This window comes from Streptosporangium subroseum (assembly GCF_900188345.1).
GTDB lineage: Bacteria > Actinomycetota > Actinomycetes > Streptosporangiales > Streptosporangiaceae > Streptosporangium > Streptosporangium subroseum.
This window is the reverse complement of record NZ_FZOD01000038.1, coordinates 25,554-48,768: the sequence shown is the minus strand read 5'-3', so window position 1 is coordinate 48,768 and position 23,215 is coordinate 25,554. Positions and strand designations below refer to the sequence as shown.

At 67.7% G+C, this 23,215-nt stretch carries 24 protein-coding genes; 16 read left to right on the top strand and 8 right to left on the bottom strand.

Annotated elements, in window-relative coordinates:
- The first annotated feature begins 129 nt into the window (after positions 1–129).
- Positions 130–1,542 (top strand): tetratricopeptide repeat protein, encoded by a 1,413-nt coding sequence (locus CHC08_RS30260; RefSeq protein WP_089210816.1) that lies wholly within the window; start codon positions 130–132, stop codon positions 1,540–1,542.
- A gap of 118 nt (positions 1,543–1,660) precedes the next feature.
- On the opposite strand, the gene ald is transcribed toward CHC08_RS30260, so the two are convergent.
- Entirely contained in the window at positions 1,661–2,776 is a 1,116-nt protein-coding gene (gene ald / locus CHC08_RS30255; RefSeq protein WP_089210786.1) for an alanine dehydrogenase, read from the bottom strand.
- A 293-nt stretch (positions 2,777–3,069) separates the two neighbouring features.
- Entirely contained in the window at positions 3,070–4,461 is a 1,392-nt protein-coding gene (locus tag CHC08_RS30250; RefSeq protein ID WP_089210785.1) for an aspartate aminotransferase family protein, read from the bottom strand.
- Positions 4,462–4,758: 297 nt separating this feature from the next.
- On the opposite strand from CHC08_RS30250, the gene CHC08_RS30245 reads away from it, so the two are divergent.
- The 5 genes from CHC08_RS30245 to CHC08_RS30225 all read left to right on the top strand — a co-directional run bounded on the left by CHC08_RS30245 (position 4,759) and on the right by CHC08_RS30225 (position 11,483).
- Positions 4,759–6,105 (top strand): M20/M25/M40 family metallo-hydrolase, encoded by a 1,347-nt coding sequence (locus CHC08_RS30245; protein WP_089210784.1) that lies wholly within the window; start codon positions 4,759–4,761, stop codon positions 6,103–6,105.
- Between the two features lie 203 nt (positions 6,106–6,308).
- Positions 6,309–8,105, top strand: coding sequence for a substrate-binding and VWA domain-containing protein (locus CHC08_RS30240; protein WP_089210783.1), 1,797 nt, complete (start codon positions 6,309–6,311; stop codon positions 8,103–8,105).
- A 63-nt stretch (positions 8,106–8,168) separates the two neighbouring features.
- A complete protein-coding gene (locus CHC08_RS30235; RefSeq protein ID WP_089210782.1) occupies positions 8,169–9,992 on the top strand; it encodes a substrate-binding and VWA domain-containing protein in 1,824 nt (607 codons plus the stop codon).
- Positions 9,992–10,726, top strand: coding sequence for a hypothetical protein (locus tag CHC08_RS30230; protein ID WP_089210781.1), 735 nt, complete (start codon positions 9,992–9,994; stop codon positions 10,724–10,726). Before CHC08_RS30235 ends, CHC08_RS30230 begins: the two co-directional genes overlap by 1 nt.
- A gap of 10 nt (positions 10,727–10,736) precedes the next feature.
- Entirely contained in the window at positions 10,737–11,483 is a 747-nt protein-coding gene (locus tag CHC08_RS30225) for a PspA/IM30 family protein (RefSeq protein WP_089210780.1), read from the top strand.
- 24 nt (positions 11,484–11,507) lie between these two features.
- Here the strand turns inward: CHC08_RS30225 and CHC08_RS30220 are convergent, their stop codons facing one another.
- Positions 11,508–12,023 (bottom strand): cysteine dioxygenase family protein, encoded by a 516-nt coding sequence (locus CHC08_RS30220; protein WP_089210815.1) that lies wholly within the window; start codon positions 12,021–12,023, stop codon positions 11,508–11,510.
- Between the two features lie 83 nt (positions 12,024–12,106).
- Here CHC08_RS30220 and CHC08_RS30215 point away from each other — a divergent pair, with 83 nt between their 5' ends.
- The 3 genes from CHC08_RS30215 (at position 12,107) to CHC08_RS30205 (ending at position 14,120) form a co-directional block, all read left to right on the top strand.
- The gene (locus CHC08_RS30215) at positions 12,107–12,997 is read left to right on the top strand and encodes a LysR family transcriptional regulator (RefSeq protein ID WP_089210779.1); all 891 of its coding nucleotides are present in this window, start codon (positions 12,107–12,109) and stop codon (positions 12,995–12,997) included.
- Positions 12,998–13,087: 90 nt separating this feature from the next.
- Complete coding sequence (locus CHC08_RS30210) at positions 13,088–13,297, top strand: hypothetical protein (protein WP_179282295.1); 210 nt, start codon at positions 13,088–13,090, stop codon at positions 13,295–13,297.
- Positions 13,298–13,475: 178 nt separating this feature from the next.
- Complete coding sequence (locus CHC08_RS30205; protein ID WP_089210778.1) at positions 13,476–14,120, top strand: LysE family translocator; 645 nt, start codon at positions 13,476–13,478, stop codon at positions 14,118–14,120.
- Positions 14,121–14,162: 42 nt separating this feature from the next.
- Here CHC08_RS30205 and CHC08_RS30200 read toward each other — a convergent pair whose 3' ends face one another.
- Genes CHC08_RS30200 through CHC08_RS30190 form a run of 3 tightly spaced genes read right to left on the bottom strand, consistent with a single transcriptional unit; the run spans position 14,163 to position 15,411 of the window.
- Positions 14,163–14,609, bottom strand: coding sequence for a DUF6941 family protein (locus tag CHC08_RS30200; protein WP_143653396.1), 447 nt, complete (start codon positions 14,607–14,609; stop codon positions 14,163–14,165).
- Positions 14,606–15,025, bottom strand: coding sequence for a helix-turn-helix domain-containing protein (locus tag CHC08_RS30195; protein WP_089210776.1), 420 nt, complete (start codon positions 15,023–15,025; stop codon positions 14,606–14,608). The genes CHC08_RS30200 and CHC08_RS30195 overlap by 4 nt, the downstream gene beginning before the upstream one ends.
- Before the next feature lie 23 nt (positions 15,026–15,048).
- Positions 15,049–15,411, bottom strand: coding sequence for a type II toxin-antitoxin system RelE/ParE family toxin (locus tag CHC08_RS30190; protein ID WP_143653395.1), 363 nt, complete (start codon positions 15,409–15,411; stop codon positions 15,049–15,051).
- 498 nt (positions 15,412–15,909) lie between these two features.
- On the opposite strand from CHC08_RS30190, the gene CHC08_RS30185 reads away from it, so the two are divergent.
- Genes CHC08_RS30185 through CHC08_RS48595 form a run of 3 tightly spaced genes read left to right on the top strand, consistent with a single transcriptional unit; the run spans position 15,910 to position 17,221 of the window.
- Positions 15,910–16,260: a hypothetical protein gene (locus CHC08_RS30185; RefSeq protein WP_089210774.1), complete on the top strand. Its 351-nt coding sequence runs from the start codon at positions 15,910–15,912 to the stop codon at positions 16,258–16,260.
- Positions 16,257–16,781: a helix-turn-helix domain-containing protein gene (locus CHC08_RS48600; RefSeq protein WP_143653394.1), complete on the top strand. Its 525-nt coding sequence runs from the start codon at positions 16,257–16,259 to the stop codon at positions 16,779–16,781. The genes CHC08_RS30185 and CHC08_RS48600 overlap by 4 nt, the downstream gene beginning before the upstream one ends.
- A complete protein-coding gene (locus CHC08_RS48595; protein WP_143653393.1) occupies positions 16,778–17,221 on the top strand; it encodes a hypothetical protein in 444 nt (147 codons plus the stop codon). Before CHC08_RS48600 ends, CHC08_RS48595 begins: the two co-directional genes overlap by 4 nt.
- A 104-nt stretch (positions 17,222–17,325) precedes the next feature.
- Here the strand turns inward: CHC08_RS48595 and CHC08_RS30180 are convergent, their stop codons facing one another.
- Both CHC08_RS30180 and CHC08_RS30175 read right to left on the bottom strand, forming a co-directional pair.
- Positions 17,326–18,279, bottom strand: coding sequence for an aldose epimerase family protein (locus tag CHC08_RS30180; protein ID WP_089210773.1), 954 nt, complete (start codon positions 18,277–18,279; stop codon positions 17,326–17,328).
- A gap of 49 nt (positions 18,280–18,328) precedes the next feature.
- Entirely contained in the window at positions 18,329–19,300 is a 972-nt protein-coding gene (locus CHC08_RS30175) for a LacI family DNA-binding transcriptional regulator (protein ID WP_089210772.1), read from the bottom strand.
- 244 nt (positions 19,301–19,544) lie between these two features.
- Here CHC08_RS30175 and CHC08_RS30170 point away from each other — a divergent pair, with 244 nt between their 5' ends.
- The 4 genes from CHC08_RS30170 to CHC08_RS30155 all read left to right on the top strand — a co-directional run bounded on the left by CHC08_RS30170 (position 19,545) and on the right by CHC08_RS30155 (position 23,194).
- Positions 19,545–20,459 carry a carbohydrate ABC transporter permease gene (locus CHC08_RS30170; protein ID WP_089210771.1) on the top strand — a complete coding sequence of 305 codons (915 nt, stop codon included), beginning with the start codon at positions 19,545–19,547 and terminating at the stop codon, positions 20,457–20,459.
- The gene (locus CHC08_RS30165; RefSeq protein WP_089210770.1) at positions 20,456–21,337 is read left to right on the top strand and encodes a carbohydrate ABC transporter permease; all 882 of its coding nucleotides are present in this window, start codon (positions 20,456–20,458) and stop codon (positions 21,335–21,337) included. Before CHC08_RS30170 ends, CHC08_RS30165 begins: the two co-directional genes overlap by 4 nt.
- A 99-nt stretch (positions 21,338–21,436) precedes the next feature.
- Entirely contained in the window at positions 21,437–22,321 is an 885-nt protein-coding gene (locus CHC08_RS30160; protein ID WP_089210769.1) for an NAD-dependent epimerase/dehydratase family protein, read from the top strand.
- A complete protein-coding gene (locus CHC08_RS30155; RefSeq protein ID WP_089210768.1) occupies positions 22,322–23,194 on the top strand; it encodes a 5-dehydro-4-deoxyglucarate dehydratase in 873 nt (290 codons plus the stop codon).
- Positions 23,195–23,215 lie beyond the last annotated feature (21 nt).

The window sequence follows — 23,215 nt, the reverse complement described above, 5'->3', positions numbered from 1 at the left end:
TCCGCGCCCTTCGATGAGCGTTCCTCCGAGCGCGCCGGAAGACCGAAGTCGGTAATAACGCTCCGCTGTCGCATGGTTACGTGACAGTCTGTGCGCTATCGGCTGTGCATCGTCGGCGGGGAGGGCGACATGGGGTGGTGGCCTGACGATCGGGAGACGGCTGCGGTCTTGATACCCATCCCCCGGAGCACCGAGCACGAGAACGACACGGACCGCGAGACCGAGTTGCTGCTCGCCGCGCACGGCGGTGACATTCAGGCCGCGCACCTGCTCGGTCGCCACTTCGCCCAGCATGGCGACCGTTCGGCGGCGCGGCACTGGTGGGAGCGGGCGGCGGTCGGGGGCAACATCGACAGCGCGTACAACCTCGGCATCTGGCACGAGAAGCACGGCAGCCTGGTGGAGGCCGTGGCGTGGTACGAGCTCGCCGCGGACACCGGTGACGTCGAGGCGGCGGTGAACCTGGCGACGCTCCTGCTGGAGCAGCGCGGTGACATGCCGGCCGCCCGGCGATGGTTCGAGAGGGCGGCCAGGGCGGGTTCCCGGGCCGCGGCCCGGCGACTCGCGCTGATCTGCGAGGACGGCGGCGAGACGAAGTCCGCCTGGGAGTGGCACCGCAGGGCGGCGATGGACGGCGACCTCGCCTCCGCCAACGACCTGGGATTCCTCGCCTACGCCTCCGGCGAGGAGGAGGAGACGCTGCGCTGGTGGGAGCTGGCAGCCAGGGGCGGCCACGCCGACGCGGCCTACCATCTGGGCCTGTTCCTGCAGGCCAACCGGGATCCGGAGGGTGCCGAGGCGTTCTACCGGCTGGCCGCCAAGAACGAGCATCCCGGGGCCGCGTCCCAGCTCGGCGGGATCGCGCTGACCCACGGGGATCTGCGCACCGCCCGTGCCTGGTTCGAGCGGGCCGCCCACACCGGACGGATCGACGATCAGCGGACGGCCGGTTTTGTGTGTGTGGAGATGAGCGACTCGCAGGCGGCGGGCCACTGGTTCAGCCGTGCCGCGGCGGGCGGCGACCCCGAGGCGGCCTTCAACTTCGGGCTGTTGCTCATCGCCGAGCACAATGACCTTCAGGGCGGACAGCACTGGTTCCGCCAGGCGGCCCGGGCCGGGCACCACCGGGCCGCGGTCGAGCTGGCCTCGCTGCTCTCGGCGGCCGGTTTCTCCCAGGAGGCCGAGAGCTGGCTGTCGGACCCGCCGTCCCCGATCTGGGACCGCACCACCGAGCCCGAGCTGGTCGCCCGCGCCGAGCTGGCCGCGGCCGCCGTGTCCCGTCGGGGCGGCACTCCGCTGAAGATCGGCGAGCTGACCGAGATCCTCGGCACCTGGGATATCGTCACCCGGCCGCTGCATGACCACACCGACGTCGTGGCCTGGCTGACCGAGCGGAGCGGGTTGCCCCCGGGGGCGATCAAGCATCTGGCCCTGGTCCGGGCCGCGCTGCTCCGTCCCGGCAGCGCTCCCTGGCCGAGCCCCGCCGAGGTCGAGCACGTCCTGATCACCGCCCGCGCCCTGCGCTCGGGCCGGGCGCCGTGAGGACGACCGGGCCTGCCTTCGTAAAGATCGGAAAAGCACGGCTCCACGGTCACGGGTGCGACCATGGAGCCGTGCTTTTCCGGTCCGTCCGCCAAGCGGGGCCCGTACGGGTGTCGGATCAGGCGGCGATGACCGTTGAGACCGGCACGGACGGCAGGTCGAGCGCGAGCGCGACCTGGTCGTTGGTGAGCCGGCCCGCGTGGGTGTTGAGGCCCAGCGCCAGGGCGGGGTCCTGCTGGAGTGCCGACTTCCAGCCCAGGTTCGCCAGCTTGACCGCGTAGGGCAGCGTCGCGTTGGTCAGCGCGTAGGTGGAGGTGTTGGCCACCGAACCCGGCATGTTGGCCACGCAGTAGAAGATCGAGTTGTGGACCTGGTAGGTCGGCTCGGCGTGCGTGGTCGGGCGCGAGTCCTCGAAGCAGCCGCCCTGGTCGATGGCGATGTCGACGAGCACGGAGCCCGGCTTCATGCGGGAGACCAGCTCGTTGGAGACGAGGGTCGGGGCCTTGGCGCCCGGGATCAGCACCGCGCCGATGACCAGGTCGGCCTCGAGAACCTCCTGCTCGATCGCGTAGGAGGTCGAGACGAGGGTCTTCAGGCGGCCCTGGTAGATGGCGTCGATGAAGCGCAGCCGGTCGACGTTGAGGTCGAGGACGGTGACGTCCGCGCCCATGCCGACCGCGATCTGCGCCGCGTTGAGGCCGGAGACACCGGCGCCGATGACGACGATCTTGGCGGGGGCCACGCCGGGCACGCCGCCGGGCAGCACGCCGCGGCCGCCGTTGAAGCGCATCAGGTTGTAGGCGCCGACCTGCGGGGCCAGACGGCCCGCGACCTCGGACATCGGGGCGAGCAGCGGCAGGGTGTTGCCGACCTGGACGGTCTCGTAGGCGATGCCGGTGACCTGCTGCTTGAGCAGGGCGTCGGTGCACTCGCGGCCGGCCGCGAGGTGCAGGTAGGTGAAGAGCACCTGCCCCGCACGCATGCGGTGGTACTCCTCCGCGATCGGCTCCTTGACCTTGAGGATCATCTCGGTCTGGCCCCACACCTCGTCGGCGGTGTCGAGGATCTTCGCACCGGCGAAGAGGTAGTCCTCGTCGGGAAGGTGCGAGCCGAGGCCCGCGCCGCGTTGGATGTAGACCTCGTGACCGTGGCGAACCAGCTCGTGCACGCCCGCCGGGGTCGCGGCGACGCGGTACTCGTGGTTCTTGACCTCGGCAGGCACGCCGATCTTCATAACGGTTCCTTTCGGGATTTAAATTTCAGGGCGGAGGTCACCACCCGATTCAGGGAGGCACGGTCACGCTTGGGTGAGCCGCGAACCCCGTACGTTCAGGCAGGCGCGGTCACGCTTCGGTGAGCCGCGAGCCCCGTACGTGGCTCGGCCGCCATGGGTCATGAGACCGCGAGCGGCGTGCGTGGTTCTCAGTGGCGGTGAGCCGCCGTATGCGCGGCTCGGTGGCCGCCTGCGGCGACACGCCGGTCGCCGTACACGACACGCCGGTTACCGGGTCGTGTACGGCGGCGCGCTCAGAGCCGGTTCCCCGCCTCCGTCAGCACGGAGCGGAGGATCGACTCGATCTCGTCGAACTCCTTGGGACCGCAGATGAGCGGCGGGGCGAGCTGGATGACCGGGTCGCCGCGGTCGTCGGCGCGGCAGTACAGGCCCGCCTCGTAGAGGGCCGGGGTGAGGAAGCCGCGGATGAGGCGCTCGGACTCCTCGGCGTTGAAGGTCTGCTTGGTGCCCTTGTCCTTGACGAGCTCGATGCCCCAGAAGTAGCCGGAGCCGCGCACGTCGCCGACGATCGGCAGGTCGAGGAGACGCTCCAGGGTCGAGCGGAAGACCGGCTCGTTACGGGTCACGTGCCCGAGCAGGTCCTCTCGCTCGAACAGGTCGAGGTTGGCCAGGGCCACGGCCGAGGACACCGGGTGGCCGCCGAAGGTGTAGCCGTGGGCGAACATCTGGGTGCCGGTCTTGAACGGCTCGAAGAGACGCTCGGAGGCGATCATGGCGCCGATCGGCGAGTAGCCGCTGGTCATGCCCTTGGCGCAGGTGATCATGTCGGGGACGTAGTCGAACTTCTGCCCGCCGAACATGGTGCCGAGGCGGCCGAAGGCGCAGATGACCTCGTCGGAGACGAGGAGAACGTCGTACTCGTCGCAGATCTCGCGCAGGCGCTTGAAGTATCCGGGCGGCGGCGGGAAGCACCCGCCGGCGTTCTGCACCGGCTCGACGAAGACGGCGGCCACGGTGTCCGGGCCCTCCATCTCGATGGCACGGGCGACGCGCTCGGCGGCCCAGTAGCCGTACTGCTCCGGCGTCATGCCGGGCACGCCGGTGATCTCGTCGGCCCGGTAGTGGTTGGTGTTGGGCACCCTGATCGAACCCGGGACCAGCGGCTCGAACATCTCCTTGAAGGCCGGGATGCCGGTGATCGACAGGGCGCCGTGCGGGGTGCCGTGGTAGGCGATCTGGCGGCTGATGACCTTGTGCTTGAGCGGCTTGCCGGTGACTTTGAAGAACTGCTTGGCGAGCTTCCACGCGGTCTCGACGGCCTCGCCGCCACCGGTGGTGAAGAAGACGCGGTTCAGGTCTCCGGGGGTCTCGGCGGCCAGGCGCTGGGCGAGCTCGACGGCCTTGGGGTGCGCGTACGACCACAGCGGGAAGAACGCCAGCTCCTGAGCCTGCTTGGCGGCGGCCTCGGCCAGTTCGCTGCGACCGTGCCCGGCCTGGACCACGAACAGTCCCGCGAGGCCGTCAAGGTAGCGCTTACCGTGCACGTCATAGATATAGGAGCCTTCGCCCCGCACGATCATCGGCACTTCGGCGCCCGCGTAGGAGCTGTGCCGGGTGAAGTGCATCCACAGGTTGTCCTGCGCGGCCTGCATGAGCGAGGCCACGTCATTTTCAGGGTGCGTCATCACAATCTTCCCTCGTTGAGCTGGGCTCCCAACAGTCTGCATGCCAAAACAGCCCTTGCCAAGTGAAAACGTGGCACCAGAGTGCAAGAACTCCGGAATCCGCAAATCCCTCGTGTAACAACAACGAAATCCGCGATCAAATTTCAGGAGTGTCCAGATCATATGACCCCCGGTTTCGCGCGATGGAATCGCGGTGTGCTGGAATCAGGCGCAGCGCACCGCGCACAACACCCACCCAGCCCTCCCACCGGTTGTGATCCGATCGGACACACCAGATATTGAGATACGGGGAAAGACGTGACTCCCGATGAGCTCGAAGGCGCCGTCGCCGCCGGTATGCCCCAGGCGATCCAAGACCTCAAGCGGCTTGCCTCCATCCCCTCGATAGCCTTTCCCGGCCATCCCGAGGAGGCGGTGTACGCCGCCGCGGCCATGACCGAGGACCTGCTTCGCAGCGCGGGTCTGCCGCACGTGCGGCAGATTCCGGTGGAGGGCAGCTTCCCCGCCGTCTACGCCGAGGCCCCCGCCCCGCCCGGCGCACCGACGGTGCTGCTCTACGCGCACTATGACGTGCAGCCTCCGGGCGACCCCGCGCTGTGGCGCACCCCGGCCTTCGAGCCGACGGAGATCGACGGTTCGATCTACGGCCGCGGCGTGGCCGACGACAAGTCGGGCGTCATCTCCCACGTCGCCGCGCTCCGCGCCTTCCGGGGCCGCTTCCCGGTGGGTGTCAAGGTCATCATCGAGGGCCAGGAGGAGTACGCCGGCGAACGCCTTGAGGCCTTCGTCGCCCAGAACCCCGAACTGGTCCGCGCCGACGCGATCGTGGTCGCCGACACCGGCAACCCGCGGGTGGGCGACCCGTCGGTCACCACCTCGCTGCGCGGCATGGGCGCCTTCACCGTCGAGGTGCGCACCCTGAAGGAGTCGCTGCACAGCGGCTCGTTCGGCGGCGCCGCCCCGGACGCGCTCGCGGCGCTGATCCGGATGCTGGCCGCCCTGCACGACGATCACGGTGACATCCGCGTCCCCGGCCTGCCGCGCGGCAACTTCCTGGGCTCCGGCCCCTCGGAGGAGGACTTCCGAGCCACGGCGGGCGTGCTGAACGACGTCTCCCTGGTCGGCTCCGGTTCGCTGGCCGACCGGCTGTGGGCCTCCTACGCCATCACGGTCACCGGCCTGGACGTGCCGACGGTCTCGGGCGCCATCAACGCGGTCCAGGCGGTCGCACGCGCCCGGGTGACCGTGCGCGTTCCTCCGGCGGGCGACCCGAAGACGACCGTGAACGCCGTGGTCGACTTTCTCCACCAGGTCGCCCCCTGGGGCGCCCAGGTCAGCGTCAGCGACTACACGCTGGGCACCGGCTACCTCGCCGACACCGGTGGCGCGGCCCGTACGGCGCTCAACCGGGCGATGGAGCGCGCCTACGGCCGCCCGCCGCGTGACGTCGGCGCGGGCGGCTCGATCCCGCTGGTCTCCACGTTCGTCAAGCAGTTCCCCGCCGCCACGATCCTGCTCTTCGGCGCCGAGGACGACGACGCGGCGATCCACGCGCCCAACGAGCGGGTGAACCTCGAGGAGCTCCGCCGTACGGCCACCACGGAGGCGCTCTTCCTCCAGGAGTACGGCTCCACGGCGATCTAGCGAGAAGGCCGGGCAAGGCCGGCTCGGACTCAGCGGAAGGGCCTCACCCGTCAGACGGGGTGAGGCCCTTCCGCTCTTCCACGGGCGCGGAACCGGGATGCGCATAGTCGGCACCCGATAACAGCCGTTTTGTCATGATGCGTCGGCCAACCCGGCGGCGTACTGCTCTTTCCAGGTAAAACGTTTCTTCCTACGATCATTCAGTGGTCTATCCCCCCGCACGACCTCGCCGACGCATCCTGCCGTACCTGCTGGCCGTGGTGCTCGCCATCGCGCTGATCGCCGGACTGCGCTGGTTCTTCAGCAGCGGTACGGAGAACGGCGCGGAGAGCGAGCCGAGTGCCTGCTCGGGCGAGTCGACGAAGATCAGGGTGGCGTCCTCCCAGGACAAGATCGGGATCCTGCGCGAGGTCGCCAAGGAGTACAGCGGGCGGGCCGTGGCCGGGCGCTGCGCCGACGTGGTCATCGACGAGGCCAACTCGGGCACCGCGATGCGGGCACTGGCCAAGGGCTGGAACGAGCAGTCCGACGGCGCGCGGCCCGACGTCTGGTCCCCGGCCGCCTCGGCGTGGGTGACGCTTCTGCGCCAGCAGGCGGGAGGTGTCGACGGCACCGTGCCGGTCGCCGACGGCAAACCGGTCCCGATCGTGACCGCGCCCCTGGTCTTCGCGATGCCCAAACCGATGGCGGAGGCCCTGGGCTGGCCGGGCAAGGCCATCGGCTGGTCGGAGCTGGCCGAACTGGCGGCGGATCCGAAGGGCTGGGCGAAGTACGACCATCCCGAGTGGGGCCAGTTCAAGCTGGGCAAGACCAACCCCAACTTCTCCACCAGCGGCCTGAACGCCACCATCGGCGCCTACTTCGCCGCCACCGGCACCACCTCCGACCTGACGGCGCGTGACGTGGCCGACGCGAAGACGAGGAGTTTCGTCGGGGGCGTCGAGCAGTCGATCGTGCACTACGGCGACATCTCGATGACGTTCCTGGGGAACCTGCTCCGCGCGGACGACCGCGGCGAGTCGATGGCCTACATCTCCGCGATCACCGTCGAGGAGAACTCGGTCACCGACTACAACCGGGGCAATCCCTCGGGCGACCCTGCCACCCTGGGCAGACACGCGCCGCCTCGCACCCCGCTGGTGGCGGTCAACCCCAAGGAGGGCACGCTCTTCTCCGACCATCCCTACGTCCCGCTGACCTGGATGGACGCGGCCAAGAAGGCCGTCGCCGACGACTTCCTGACCTACCTGCACAGCCCGCCGGTGCAGGCGAAGTTCCAGTCGTACGGCTACCGCTCCTTCGACGGCAAGCCGGGCCCCCAGGCCGTCGAGAAGAACGGCGTCGACCCCGGCGCGAAGATCACCGCCCTCAGCCCGCCCACCCCGGCCGTCCTGGACAAGGTCCTGGCGAGCTGGTCGGAGCTGCGCAAGCGGGCCAACGTGCTGATCGTGGTGGACAAGTCCGGCTCGATGGAGGAGGAGGCCTCGGGCACCGGCGAGAGCCGCCTGGAGCTGGCCAAGAAGGCGGCGGTCAACGCGCTGCCGCAGTTCCGCGGGGACGACAAGGTCGGCCTGTGGGCCTTCTCCACGAGGCAGGACGGCGCGAAGGACTATCTGGAGCTGGTCCCGATCGACTCCGTGTCGAAGACCGGCCCCGAGCTCCGCAAACAGCTGGAAGGGCTGACCGCCGGGGGCGGCACCGGGCTCTACGACACCACGCTCGCGGCCGTCGAACGGATGCGCGGGGCCAAGGACACCGGAGCGATCAACGCGGTGGTCTTCCTGACCGACGGCAAGAACGAGAAGACCGGCGGCAGCGACCTGGACAACCTGCTCGGCAAACTCAACCCGGACGTGCGCCTGTTCACCATCGGGTACGGCGAGGGCGCGGACCAGGGAGTGCTCAGGCAGATCGCCGAGGCCACCGACGGAGCCGCCTACGACTCCTCGCGAGCTGACACTATTGACCAGGTTTTTACCAGTGTCATTTCTAATTTTTAATCGCGACGAACTCTGGCGACGGCTCATTCGTCGGATAAGTACCGACACAACCAGGAGGCCGGGTTGTACCAGACGCCGCACCGACGCAGGAACTATGCTCCATTCATCATCGCGATCATTCTCGCCGGAGCTCTGATCGTCGGCCTGCGGATATTCTTCAGCGCGGGCGCGGACACGGATCCCGCCAAGCTTCAGGGGTCCGAGCAGGTCAAGGCGTGCGACGGCAACGGGATCACCCTGACCGTGGCCGCGTCGTCGGAGAAGGCCGAGCTGCTGCGGAGCATCGCCTCCGGCTACAACGGCAAGAAGGTCGGCGGGCGCTGCGCCGACGTGATCATTGAGACCAAGGCCAGCGGTGGCGCGATGCAGGCGCTGGCCCGGGGCTGGGACGAGCGCCAGGACGGCCCGCAGCCCGACGTCTGGTCCCCCGCGAGCAACGGCTGGATCACCCTGCTCCAGCAGCGCATCTCGGGAACCGACAAGGCCTCCGTCGTCGCTGCCGACAACCCGTCGATCGCCAAGACGCCGCTGGTCATCGCGATGCCCATGCCGATGGCCAAGGCACTGGGCTGGCCGGGCAAGAAGCTCGGCTGGTCCGACCTGCTGCAGCTCTCCACCGACTCCTGGGCCAAGCACGGTCATCCCGAGTGGGGAGATTTCCGGCTGGGCAAGACCAACCCCAACTTCTCCACCAGCGGCCTGAACGCCACCGTCGGCGCCTACTTCGCGGCGACCGGCCTGTCCGGCGACCTGTCGGAGAAGAACGTGGCCGACTCCAAGGCCAGAAACTTCGTGCAGGGCGTGGAACGCTCGATCGTGCACTACGGAGACACGACGCTGACGTTCCTGTCCAACCTGCAGCGGGCGGACGACGCGGGGGCGGGCCTCAGCTACATCTCCGCGGTGGCCGTGGAGGAGAAGTCGGTCTGGGACTACAACCAGGGCAACCCGACCGGCGACCCCAAGACGCTGGGCAAGCACGACAAGCCCAAGGTGCCGCTGGCGGCGATCTATCCCAAGGAGGGCACCCTCTACTCCGACAACCCCTACGCGGTGCTGACCGAGCCGTGGGTGGACGAGGCCAAGCGCCAGGTGGCGGCCGACTTCCTGGCCCATCTGCAGGCCCCGGAGCAGCAGGAGCGGTTCGCCGAGTTCGCCTTCCGGTCGTACGAGGGCAAGGCCGGCAAGCTGATCACTCAGGAGAACGGCCTGCTGCCCGGCGAGCCCAAGACGACGCTCAGCCCGCCCGCCCCGAACGTGCTCGACAAGGTGCTCTCCAGCTGGGCCGACCTGCGCAAGCCCGCGAACGTGCTCATGGTCATCGACGTCTCGGGCTCGATGGGCGCCCCCGTGCCCGACACGGGAAAGAACAAGCTGGAACTGGCCAAGCAGGCGGCGATCAACGCGCTGCCCCAGTTCGGCCCGCACGACAAGGTGGGGCTGTGGATGTTCTCGACGGCGCGCGACGGCGACAAGGACTATCTGGAGCTGTCCCCGCTGTCCACCGTGAACGGCGCCCAGCGCAAAAACCTGCGGACCCGGCTGGAGGGCCTGACCCCCGACGGCGGGACCGGCCTCTACGACACCGCGCTCGCCGCCTACAAGCACGTGCGCGAGCTGCACAACGATGACGCGATCAACGCGGTGGTCTTCCTCACCGACGGCAAGAACGAGGACATCGACAGCATCTCGCTGGAGAACCTGCTCCCCGACCTGCGCACCGAGACCGGTCAGGATTCGGTCCGGCTGTTCACGATCGCCTACGGCGCGGACGCCGATCTCGGTGTGCTCACGCAGATCTCCGAGGCGACCAGCGCGGCAGCCTACGACTCCCGCAAACCTGGCAGTATCGACCAGGTGTTCACCGCGGTGATATCCAACTTCTGATGACTCGCTTCGTTGAGGAACTGAAAGACGCGTGGGGCCTGCTGCTCGGTGCGACCGCCGCCGGCGCCGCGTGGGCCGTCAGCGTGCACCCGGCCGCCGCCGGGTTCGTCGGGGTCGCCGTCTGGCTGGCGAAAGCGGGGATCGCCTCCGTCCAGGGGCGGGACGAGGAACGCGCCGCGCTGGTCGTCACCCCGCAGAGCCAGGAGGCCTACTGGCTCGGGCGGGCCGGCTCGGCCGCGCACGGCCTGGACGAGCTGAGCTCCTCGATGAGACGCGGCCCGCTGGCCGAGCGGATCGCGCTCATGCGGCCCCAGGTGAACGACTCGATGGCCACGCTGGAACGGCTGGCCGAGCAGGCCTCGCTCACCGGCACGGCGCTCGCCAGGTTCGACCTCGACAAGCTCAAGCAGGAGCACGCGCGGCTGGTCCGATCCAGGAAGAACGCCAAGGAAGGGCTGGTCCAGGACATCGACCGCGCCCTCGCCTCGCTGGCCTCCCAGCAGGCCGTGGTCGACCGGCTCTCCGGGACCCGCGAGCAGGTGCTCGCCCGCATGGAGGCCAGCACGATCAGCATCGAGGAGCTCCTCGCCCGCGTGGTGGAGCTGTCGGCGATGTCGGCGACCGGAGCGCTGGAGCCGACCCGGGCGCTGGACGAGCTCGCCGACGCCCTTGAGGGAGTACGCCAGGGCCTGCACGAAACCGAACAGATCACGCGCGACGCGCTGGATCGATAAGGAGCCCCCCATGTTCAGAGTCATCCGCCGCGCCTGGCGCTATATGGTCTTCGCCCTGTCCGGCCGGCTGGACGAGCTGTCCGACCCCCGGATCCAGATCGAGCAGGCGATCCAGGAGGCGAAGGAACAGCACCAGCGGCTGACCCAGCAGGCCGCCGCGGTCATCGGCAACGAGCGCGAGCTGGAGATGAGGCTCGCCCGTTCGCTGGAGGAGACCGGGAAGCTCCAGGCCAACGCCCGCCAGGCGATCCTGCTGGCCGAGCAGTCGAGGGCCGCGGGTGACGAGCGCAAGGCGCTGTCGTACGAGGACTCGGCCCGCGCCTTCGCCTCCCGGCTGGTGGCGGCCGAGACCGCCATGCAGGACGCCCAGCTGATGCACGAACGGGCCGCCCAGGCCTCCGGCCAGGCCCGTGCGGCGGTCGAGAACAACGCCATGGCCCTGCAGAAGAAGATCGCCGAGCGGATGCGCCTGCTCTCCCAGCTCGACCAGGCCAAGATGCAGGAGCAGCTCAACAAGGCCATGGGCGACCTGTCCGGCCTCGCCCCCGCCGGGGACACCCCGACCATGGACGCGGTCCGCGAGAAGATCGAGAAGCGTTACGCCCGCTCCCTCGGCGAGGCCGAACTGACCTCCAACTCCGTGGAGGCCCGGATGATCGAGGTCGAACGCGCCTCCATCGACGTCGAGGGCGCCGCCCGCCTGGAGGCCATCAGGGACAGCCTCGGCCTGAACAAGAAGCCGGAAGTCGAAAGCTGACCCGGCCGTACGGCGGAGTGGATCTCAGCGAACGGGCAGGTCGTAGATGTGGCGGACGCTGGTGGGAGTGGCGCTGAGGTCCGCACCGTAGACGTGGAGAGAGATCGCGGTCTCCTCGCCGATGTTGCGAACCCTGTGGATGTCACCGGGCGGGGCGAAGCCGCTGACGTGACCCATCTGGTTGGCCGACCGGCCGATCTCGGTCAGATGGTCGCCGTCGAAACGATAGAGCGTCTCGTACTCGGCGCCCTGCAGGACCCCGAACGCGCACCAGGCGATGTGGTCGTGGATCGCCGTCTCCTGGCCCGGCAGCCAGACCACGGCCATGATCGAGAAGGCGTCCTCGGTGTACAGGGTGTGGCCCACGTAGCCGGCGGCGTCTCCGGCCCGTTCCGCCTCGGTGAGGATCTCGGGAGAGGGCAGGTGCTCACGCAACACGTCGGCCACGGCGAAAACCGTCGTCCTGGGGTCGGCGTACCGATGGGTGACCCCTCGAACCGCCGTGACCAGCTCTGATAGGCCGGGACGGGCGAGTGTCATGATTTCCATAATTCAAGAATGCGCCGAGTGACCCATAAGGTCTAATGCCTATCTTTCTGGTTACCCATAGATAAAATTGATGGATGCTCGATGTCACACGGCTCCGCGTACTCGCCGCCGTGGCCCGGACCGGATCGGTCACCGCGGCGGCAAGGGAACTGCACTACTCGCAGCCCTCGGTCAGCCATCACCTCACCAAGCTCGAAGTCGAGACCGGGGCCAAGCTGATCCAGAAGGCCGGCCGGGGCATCCGGCTGACCGAGGCGGGCCAGATGCTGGCCGAGCGGGCCACCGAGATCATCGGCCGCATCGACTCCGCGGCCTCCGAGCTGTCGGCGCACGTGGGCCTGCGCGCGGGCCGGGTCAGGCTGGCGGCCTTTCCCTCCGCCCTCGGCACGTTCGTGCCCAGGGCCGCCGCCCTGCTCGCCCGGGAACACCCCGGCCTGGAGCTGCGGCTGACCGAGACCGAGCCGCCCGACGCCCTGCGCATGCTCCGCGCGGGCTACGTGGACGTGGCGGTCATCTTCCGCTACGACAACACCGACCCGGAGGACGACGGCATCCGCCTGGCCCACCTGCTGGACGACCCCAGCTACCTGGTCACCGCGGGAAGGACCGGCGACCTGTTCTCCCACCGGAACTCCCGGTGGATCGGGGGGTGCGAACGGTGCCGGAGCCACCTGCTCGACCTCTGCGCCGACGTGGGCTTCGAACCGGAGATCGCCTTCACCACCGACGACATCATCGCCGTCCAGGCCCTGGTCGCCGCCGGGATGGGGGTGACGGCCCTGCCCGGCCTCGCCCTGCGGGCGCACCACCACCCGAAGGTCAATGCGGCCGAGATCCCCGGCTCGATCCGGCACGTCTACGCCGCCACCTACGGCGAGCCGCCGGATCCCCCGGCCACCGCCGCCCTGCTGACGACACTGGCGACCTCGGCCCGCTCAGAACAACCGCCGAGGCAGAGCCCCTGACGACCGTTCCCCCGCCCCAGGCCCGCCGGACGGTGCCCGTAGGCCGGCCCCTCGGTTTCGATCCGCCGAGCGGTGACCGCGTAGTCCACCATGCCCCTGGCCCCGGATTTCGGAACGATCCCCACCGGCCCGCTCCTGTGGGCGACGAACGGTGTGGACCTCGCGTTGCTGGGATGCCTCGCGCTGGTGCTGGCGTTGGCCGCCCAGCCACCCGCGCTGGGCGGATTTCTGGTCGCTCAGGCACTGGCCGGAGTCGTCGTCCTGTCGGGTTATCTGCTCCGCGCGGTGAAGAGCCCATGAGGAATCCACCGCTGAAAACCTGGCGCGGTCCGCGTTATCCGATTCGCATGACGAAGAACTCCTGAGGGAGTTCGCCACCGGCGACCATGACGCGGTCCGCACTATCCGGCGGCCAAGGCCTCGGGGAGCGCCAAAAAACCTGGGGCGGTCGGAGAGCGGCCGAGCCTAGAATCCGACCATGCCGGATCTGACGACACTTGCCCTTTTTGCTGCCGCGACCCTCGCCCTGCTGCTCGTACCGGGTCCCGCGGTGCTCTACATCGTGACCCGCAGCGTCTCCCAGGGCCGGAGCGCCGGGCTGATCTCGGTGCTGGGCATCCACCTCGGTTCGGTGGTCCACGTGGCCGCCGCCGCCCTGGGCATCAGCGCGCTGCTGGCGACCTCGGCGACCGCGTTCGCCGTGGTGAAGTATCTCGGCGCGGCCTACCTGGTCTGGCTGGGCGTCCGCAAGCTGATGGCCCGCCCGAGTGGGGTCGAGGCCGTCGAGCCGCCGCTCGCGACCCGGTCCCGGATGTTCTGGCAGGGCTTTGTGGTCAACGTGCTCAACCCGAAGACCGCGATCTTCTTCCTGGCCTTCCTGCCTCAGTTCACCGACCACACCCGGGGCCCGATCGCCCCGCAGATCCTGCTGCTCGGCGTGATCTGGATCGTCCTCGGCATGGCCAGCGACGGCGCCTTCGCCCTGCTCGCCTCGGCCATGGCCGGTCGCCTCCGCCGCTCCGCCCGCGCCCGCCGCCGTCTGGACCTCACCAGCGGCGTGGTCTATCTCGGCCTGGGCGCCGTGGCCGCCTTCACCGGCGAGAGCGCGATGGCCAAAACCTGACGGCCACCCGCATCAAGCCCCACCGGCTTTTCGCTCTCCTCTTCAGTCTTCCGGAAGCGGCCGAATGCTGAAGGGGATGCTGGACAGCTCTTCACCGTCCACGGTGAAGGCCCATTTGTAATGACAGCCCGGATTCAGGGGCGGGGGCGGCACGTTTACCGTAAAGCTGCTCTGCAGTCCTATCTTGCGAAGATTTTCGTCGGCCGCCGCCTGTGCCGCATTGTCCAGACCGATGTTCCCGCTGAACTGAATCGGCCTGTCACCCTCCTGGGAAAGCGCCGTCACGGGCTTACCGTCATCATCGACCAGGTCCAGGCTGAACTCGTGCGGCGAACTCGCTTCGCTCCACGACAGGCGGAGGAAGACCGCGATCGTCATCGGTGGAACGGCGGGTCCGGTCACCGACCAGCCGGCGCCGAGCATATGGATTTTCCCCGTGGCCAGGTCGGGTTGAGCCGAGTCGCACAGGAGAAGGAACGCCTGCATCATGCGCTCCTGTGAATCAGATTGACCGCCATGGCACCCGTCGCGCTGCTCTGCGTCGCCATGGATGACTCCCCCCTGGCGTCCTCCATGTGAACGATGAGTGAGGAGGGCGCCTGAGTGGCGGGTTGCTCGACCACCGTCACGCAGACCGTGTGGCGGACCTCGGCTCCGATGGCCAGGGCGTACCGGCGGATCGTGGAGAGATGGGGGTCTCCGCCGACGCGCTCGAAGTCGGAGACGGATGGCTGGCTGCGCTCCATCCGGCTCGCCACCTCCGCCTGAGAGAGGCCGAGCTGTTTGCGGGTCCTCACGAGGGTCTCGATCAGCCGCATGTCACGCTCAACGGCCGCGCTCTCTCGGCGCACGGCGGGGTCGTCCAGATCGATGCCCAGCAGATCGGCGATGTGCTGATCCATCATGACCTCCTCATATCGGGTTCACCTTATATCCTGCCCCGCCACTCGGTCAGCCGATCCCGCGCGACTTCCATGGCTCTGTCTTGAGCTCCCGAGCTTCCCTTCAGCTGGAACTTGAGAGCGAGAAGCACGTGTTCCCCGCGGGGGTTGACGGCGTAGTACAGGCGATACTCGTTCGTCTCACGGGTGAGCCGAGCCTCGTGCAGCTCCCTGCTCAGAGGCCTGGTGTCGCGTCGAAGCGTCTCGCCGTCCTCGATGCGCTGCATGAGGTTTCCCAGCTCCACCATCGGCGACTTGCCCTGCAAGACCTCGTGGATCTCCTTGCTCACCACGGCAGATCCAGAAGCCGTGGTGTAGAGCTGCCACGTTGATCTCGGTCTGTCCTTCACCCTGCACCTTTGCCTGCGTGTGGCTGTCGATGGCGAAGGTGTTGAACCTACACGGCCCGAGGTTCGCCCACTCTCTACTCAGGGAACTCACTCCGGCGGGCGCGATCCAATGATCTTTAGCCCGGTATCAGTTCCGGCGGCTCCCTCTTCGGAATTGAGTTAAATTCGCCCATATAACCAAACAAAGGCATTTCGTTTATATAGCAGCAGTCGTGCGAGGTTTTTGCACCGGTGGATCGCCGAGGATTGGCCAACCGATTCCAGCCATTGCGTGTACCTTCATACCTCCGGCCACAGACGGATGAGCGATCCTGCCCTGTAACAGATCAGTAAGGTTTCCCGGCATTTCGTGAAAAGCGAACGTCATCACTGCGTCAATGTGAGTTCTTCGCGAACCCGCTAGAGACAGATGCGACACCGAGAGGTACAGTTTTGACTGTACACAGGAGCCTGTGCCCGGACTGCGGGCGTACCTACTACGAGTGGGGTGCGGCCAAGATGATCGAGGCGGCCAGAACCATTGCGGGCGAGTGCAGGGCCGATGCCTTCATCAAGAAGCTGGAAGCATCGCGGGCTCGCAGGGACGCCGAGAGACTCGCCGATATCCTTGTTCGATTCGAACGGTATGCAATCACGGGATCGCTCGCCATCCCCAGAGAGCTCAATGAATTGCGGGATGGCATCAAGGAGATCAAGGCAGGCGACGTACGATTGCCTTTTTTTGATGTCCCAAAGTCGTCGATAGGGGCGATCCGGTTAACCAGCGGGTTCATCAAGAAATCCTGGCGGACGCCACGCGGTTATATCGACGAGGCCATTTGGGTCAGGAGGGAGGATCTAGCATCATGAAGAGTCTCTATGATCGATTTGCTTCTACTGCTCGTGGTGCTCGGGCGTTGGCAGCAGCTCGGCTGCGCCATGAGATTTTAGGCGCTCTTCATCAGGCGCTCAAACTGTCCAGGCTTTCGCAGAGCGAAGTAGCCGGGTCCGTTGGCGTACGTCGATCCGCCGTAAATCAAGTGCTACGCGGCGACGGAAACGTTCGCATTAATACGCTCGCCGATTACCTACATGCCATGGGCTTCGAACTCGATGTTCGTCTTGTCCGCACCGGTGAGCCGCGAGAGGCCGCGTTGGAGCAGCGAGAGGTCCGGCCGATTTCTCAGGACTGGCGAGTTCGACGGCCTCAGCCCACCACATCGGGAGTTTTCATTACAAACGAATCAGACGAGAAGCCCATGCTGGTGCGATGGATTGCTTCTACGCATGTTGGAATAACAGAGTCTGTCCGCTTTGAAGCTGAATTAACACCGCTGCCGTCGGCCGACCAGTTCACACCTCTCGGTGGAAGAAATTTGGTCACGCGATGAGTCATGAAAACCATCAACCCGTAACATCATCGGTCGGAGAAATCGCCAATCTTGTTGAGATACAGGATGTTGCAACGGTAGCCTTCTCTGCAGAACGCCTCGAACCCGGAAATGGGCAAAACCTACACCTGTCAATGAATGCAGGCGCGGCTTCCGCCGATCGTTCGCTGTCCTTTAAATTCGATGTTACCGGGCAACTGGTCGATGAAGATTCAAAACCGGTAGCCAATCTGTCCATCTCTTTGGTCGCCACATACGCGCCTCGCGATAAAAGTCTGGACGCATGGGTTGACGAAAAGGATCAAGAGGCGCTCAAATTATTCTGTGACGCGATAGCCTGGCGGGACGTCTACCCATTCGTTCGCGAAGGGGTCGCTTCCTTGATGGCCAAGCTTGGGATACACGGTTGTCAATTACCGGTTCTTCGATTGGAAGATTGAATACAACGGGCCATCGGGCGGTGATATGGGAGAAGTATCGTTGCCGTCGCCTCCGCCCTCCATGCCGCTTTCGACGGTGTCCGATTGGCTGCGGCCAGGTGGTGTCAGGGGAAGCGGTAGCTCGTCGTGGAGGTGAACTCCTCGCCGGGGCGAAGGACCGTGGACGGGAAGTGCGCCTGGTTCGGTGAGTCGGGGAAGTGCTGGGTCTCCAGGCAGAGGCCGGCGTGCGTGCCGTACGCGGTGGCGATGCCGTCCAGCATGTTGCCGGAGTAGAACTGCACGCCCGGCTCGGTGGTGGAGACCTCCATGACCCGCCCGCTGACCGGTTCGAGGACCTCGATGCCGCCGTTCAGGACGTAGCAGTGGTCGTAGCCGCCGCCCAGCAGGGGGTCGTCGATCCGGGCTCCGACCTCGTACGGGGTCGTGAAGTCGAACGCGGTGCCCGCCACCGGGGCGAGCTCGCCGGTCGGGATCTTGGTGGAGTCGACGGGCAGGTAGCGGCCGGCGTCGATGCGGACCACGTGCTTGAGGATGTCGCCGTCCCCGGCGAGGTTGAAGTAGGAGTGGTTCGTCAGGTTCAGCACGGTCGGCGCGTCGGTGGTCGCGCGGTAGTCCAGCCGCAGCGCGTCCTCGGTCAGCGTGTAGGTGAGCGAGACGGTCAGCGTGCCCGGATAGCCCTCCTCGCCGTCGGCGCTGACGTACGCCAGCGTCACCGCCGAATCGGAGACCCCGGCCACCCGCCACACACGGTTGGAGAAGCCGCCCGGCCCGCCGTGCAGGCTGTTGGGCCCGTTGTTGACCGGCAGCTCGTAGGGGACGTCGTCGAGGGTGAACCGCCCGCCCGCGATGCGGTTGCCGTACCGGCCGACGACCGCGCCGAAGTAGCGGCTGCGGGTCAGGTAGTCGCCGAGGGCGGTGTAGCCGAGCACCACATCGACCCCGGAGACCTCCAGGGACTGCAGGATCGCACCGTAACTGAGGATCGAGGCGCGCATCCGCCCGTTCGTCAGCACGTGCCGCTCGACCTGCTCCCCTGACGGGGTGACTCCGAAGTTCATCGAAACTCCTTGGGCGTGGGAACCCCGGGCCTCAGCCGCGGGGCGGCGGTCAACGTCGTGCCTCTCCGGTGGACTCGCGGACGATCAGGCTGGTCTCCAGGGTCGCCAGCGCGGTGGCGGCGCCGTCGTTGACGGACTGCAGCAGCAGGTCGACGGCCATCCGTCCCGCGGCGGCCGTGGGCATGGCCACGGTGGTCAGCTTGGGCCGGTTCAGCCGTCCGGAGACGATGTCGTCGACGCCGACCACGCTGATGTCCGCCGGTACCCGCACGCCGCGCTCGTAGAGCCCCTCGATGAGCCCGAGGGCGATCAGGTCGTTGTAGGCGAGCACGCCCGTCGCGCCGGAGGCGATCACCTCGTCGGCGACGGCGAGGCCGCCCTGCTCGGTGGGCGCGTTGGGACCGAGGATCACCAGGTCGACGTCGTCCATCGCGGTGGCGGCCGCGCGCATCTCCTCGCTGGTCCACGAGCCGCTCGGCCCCGAGAGCAGGGCGATCCGGCGGTGACCCAGCCCGGTCAGGTGCTCGATCGCGAGCCGGGCGCCCTGACCCACGTCCATCAGGATGGTCGACATCCCCTTCACCCGCCGGTTCACCACCACGAACGGCACGTCGGCGTGGAGCCGCTCTATCACCCGGTTGGACAGTCGCGGGCTGCAGAGCAGGACCCCGTCGACCTGCTTGGTGAGGGTCTGGATCAGCTCCTCCTCCACCTGCGGGTCCTCGTCGGTGTCGGCCACGAACACGTGATAGTCACGCGCCCTGGCGTGCGCCTGGGCCGCCTTGATCAACGGTGGGAAGAACGGGTTGGAGATGTCGGCGACGATCAGGCCGAGGTTGTGGGTCCTGCCGGTGGTGAGCGCGCGGGCGGCGCGGTTGGGCCGGTAACCGAGATCCTCGGCCACCGCGAGCACGCGGCTGCGCGTCTCGGTGTTCACCAGGTGAGGCGCGGAGAAGGTGCGGGACACGGTCGAGACATGGACTCCCGATGCCTGTGCCACGTCCCTGATCGTCGCTGCCACTGTGCTCCTTCGTCGCGCCCTGCAGCACATTAATGCAAGCGGTTGTATCGCTGTCAACGTCGAGTCGTCGACCGTCCGGATCATCGTACGACTGGTTTGAGCACCTCAATCCCCTTAAATCCCAACGAACCAGCAGCTGGGAAAGGGTTTACCAAATTGGGCCCTTGACGTTGCTCGGAGATGTCAGCAATGTTTCATGCAACCGGTTGCAGCCCGTGACGCCGAATCGGAAGGAGTTGCCGGCATGGCAATCACTACGGCGAATCCCCGGATACGCCGCCGTCCAGGCCGCGCCGCCAGGACCCCCTACCTGCTGATCGCCCCCGCCGTGGTCGCGATGCTCGGCTTTCTCGTCTACCCGATGGCCAGCGTCATCTACTACAGCCTGCAGAACTACAACGTCACCAAACCGTGGGACAACGGCTTCGCCGGGCTCGACAACTTCCGCCGGCTGCTGTTCGAGGATCCGCTGTTCTGGCAGAGCCTCGGATTCAGCGTCAAGTGGGTCGGCGTCGAGGTTTTCCTGCAACTGATATTCGGCCTGGCCCTGGCGTTGATCGTGAACGAGAGCTTCATCGGCCGGGGACTCTCCCGGGCCCTGGTGTTCTCTCCCTGGGCGGTCTCCGGGGTGCTGACCACCGGCATCTGGGTGCTGCTCTACAACCCGACGACCGGCGTCTCGCGCTATCTCGCCGACCTGGGAATCATGCAGTACGGCGCAGCCCCGCTGGCCAACTCCGGCACCGTCTTCTGGGCGGCCGTGCTCGCCGAGCTCTGGCGCGGGGTGCCGTTCTTCGCCATCCTGCTCCTGGCCGACCTGCAGAGCATCTCCAAGGAGCTCTACGAGGCGGCCTCGGTGGACGGCGCCTCGCGCCGGCGGCGGTTCTTCCACATCACGCTGCCCCACCTCAAGGACGCGATCATCCTGTCCACGCTGCTGCGCTGCGTGTGGGAGTTCAACAACGTCGACCTGCTCTACACGCTGACCGGCGGCGGCCCGGCGCACGCGACGACCACGCTGCCGCTGTACGTGGCGGCCAAGGCCGTCCAGTCCCATGACTTCGGGTACGGCTCGGCGCTGACGACCGCCGCCTTCCTGATCCTGACCTTCTTCTCGATCGCCTACCTGCGGATGAGCAAGTTCGGAGCGAAGGCATGACACTCCAGACGGCCGAACGGCCACGCCTGTCCACACCCGCGCGGATCCCGCGGACCGGGCGCGGGGAGAAGAACAAGGTCAGCCGCTGGCAGATCTGGGTTCCCCTCGGGCTCTACCTGGTGTTCACGCTGGTCCCCTTCTACTGGATGCTGGTGTTCGCGTTCCGGCCCAGGGGTTCGAGCTCGCTGCTGCCCTGGCCGATCACCTTTGACAACTTCGCGGTCGTCTGGAACGACCTCGGCTTCGCGATCTTCTTCCAGAACAGCCTGATGGTCGGCGTCGCCTCGCTGTTCATGACCACGGTGATCGCGCTGGCGGGCGGCTACGCCCTGGCCCGCTACGACTTCCGCGGCAAGAAGCTGTTCATGATGGGAATGCTCTGCACGCAGTTCATCCCCGGCGCGATGATGCTGATCCCGCTGTTCGAGATCTTCCGTACCTTCGGCCTGGTCAACTCGCTGTGGAGCCTGGTGATCGCCGAGACGGTCTTCCAGCTGCCGCTCTCCCTCATCCTGATCAGCGGTTTCATCAGGAACGTCCCGGTGGAGCTGGAGCAGGCCGCCTGGGTGGACGGCTGCGGCCGGCTGCGCGGCTTCTTCGCCGTGGTGCTGCCCCTGCTGCGCCCGGCGCTGGTCGCCGTCGGCTCGTTCGCCTTCATTCACAGCTGGAACAACTTCCTGTTCGCGCTGATGTTCGTGAGCGACCAGGAGAAGTTCACCGTGCCCGTCGGCCTCTCCTACACCCTGGGCGAGTTCAGCGTGGACTTCGGCGCCCTGGCCGCCGGCGGCGTCGTCGCCGCGGTGCCGGTCGTGCTGGTCTTCGCCTTCATCCAGCGCTACCTGGTGCAGGGCATGTCGGCGGGAGCGGTGAAGGGATGAGAAACCGCGAGCGACAGTCCGCGGGGAACCCCCACGGTGAATGCGGCCGGCCGGGAACCGAGACCGCCGGCGCAACGAATGAGGAGCGGTGAACGACCAATGACACGAACTCTCGTCACCGGGAGCGCGGGGCGGTTCGGCCGGAGCGTGGTCACCGCGCTGGCCGACGCCGGGCACGAGGTGATCGGCGTGGACACCGCGCCGGGCACCCCCGCCGAGGCCGCCGCCGTGCTCCCCGCCGACCTGACCGATCTGGGCGAGACCTTCGAGGTGATGTCGCGGTTCCGCCCGGACGCCGTGGTGCACCTGGCCGCGATCGCCACCCCGTTCAGCCGGACCGACGCCTTCACCTACAGGGTCAACACCCAGCTCGCGTTCAACGTGTGCGAGGCGGCCACCGCGGCCGGGGTCGAGCGGATCGTGATCGCCAGCAGCCCCACGGTCATCGGGTACGGCACGGCCGCCTGGGCCCCCGCCTACCTGCCGATCGACGAGGACCACCCGGTCGCGCCGTGGAACGCCTACAGCCTGTCCAAGCTGGTCGCCGAGCAGGTGATGGCCACGTTCGCCCGCACCTCGAAGGCGAAGCTGGCGGCGATACGGCCGTGCTTCGTCGTCGCCCCCGAGGAGTGGGCGGGCGCGCCCACCCAGTCGGGGCACACGATGGCCGAGCGGCTGGACCAGCCGGAGATCGCCGGGGTGTCGCTGTTCAACTACATCGACGCCCGCGACGCCTCCGATCTGGTGCTGACCCTGCTGGAGCGGCTCCCCGACCTGCCCAACGGCGAGGTGTTCTTCGCGGGCGCCGCCGACGCGCTGGCCCGCGAGCCCCTGGCCGAGCTTCTTCCCCGGATCAACCCCGCCACCGCGGGGCTCGCCGCCGGACTGACCGGTTCGGCGCCCGCCTTCTCCTCGGCCAAGGCCGGGCGGTTGCTCGGCTGGCAGGCGAAGCGGAGCTGGCGCACAGAGATCGGAGCCGCGTAGATGAACCTCAGCGGAGTGCTGTTCTTCCCGGTCACCCCGTTCGGCGCCGACGGCGCCCTGGCCGGGGACGTGCTGGCCGAGCACCTGCGGCTCGGGCTGGAGCACCAACCGGGCGGGGTCTTCGTGGCCTGCGGCACCGGCGAGTTCTCCGCGCTGTCGGAGGCCGAGCACGCGGAGGCCGTACGGATCGCGACCGAGACCGTGAACGGCCGGGTGCCGGTTCTGGCGGGCGCCGGCGGCCCGATCGGCACCGCGCTCGCCCAGGCCCGCGCGGCCGGGGACGCGGGCGCCGACGGGTTGCTGCTCATGCCGCCCTACCTGGCGAGCGGTCCGCACGAGGGCTACACCGCCTATGTCGCGGCGGTCGCCGAGGTGCTGCCCACGATCATCTACCAGCGCGGCTCGGTCGTGCTGGAGCCCGATCAGGCGGTCGAGCTGGCCCGTCTCCCCGGCGTGGTGGGCATCAAGGACGGCGTCGGCGACATCGACCGCATGCAGCGGATCGTGCTGGCCGTACGGGAGGAGCAGCCGGACTTCCTGTTCTTCAACGGGCTGCCGACGGCCGAGCTGACCATGCCCGCCTACCGCGGCATCGGTGTGGAGCTCTACTCCAGCGCGGTGTTCTGCTTCGCCCCCGAGATCGCCGTCGCCTACCTGAACGGCGACGAGCACCTGATCAAGGAGTTCTACGCCCCCCTCGTACGGCTGCGCGCCAAGGTGCCCGGCTACGCGGTCTCCCTGGTCAAGGCCGGGGTACGGCACCGCGGCCTGGACGTGGGCGGGGTCCGCCCGCCGCTGGTCGACCCCTCCCCCGAACACGTCGAAGAGCTCGTGCGGTTGATCAAGTCCGGTCTGACCTTGGTGGAGGGCTGATGAGGAGCTGCGAAGGAAGGG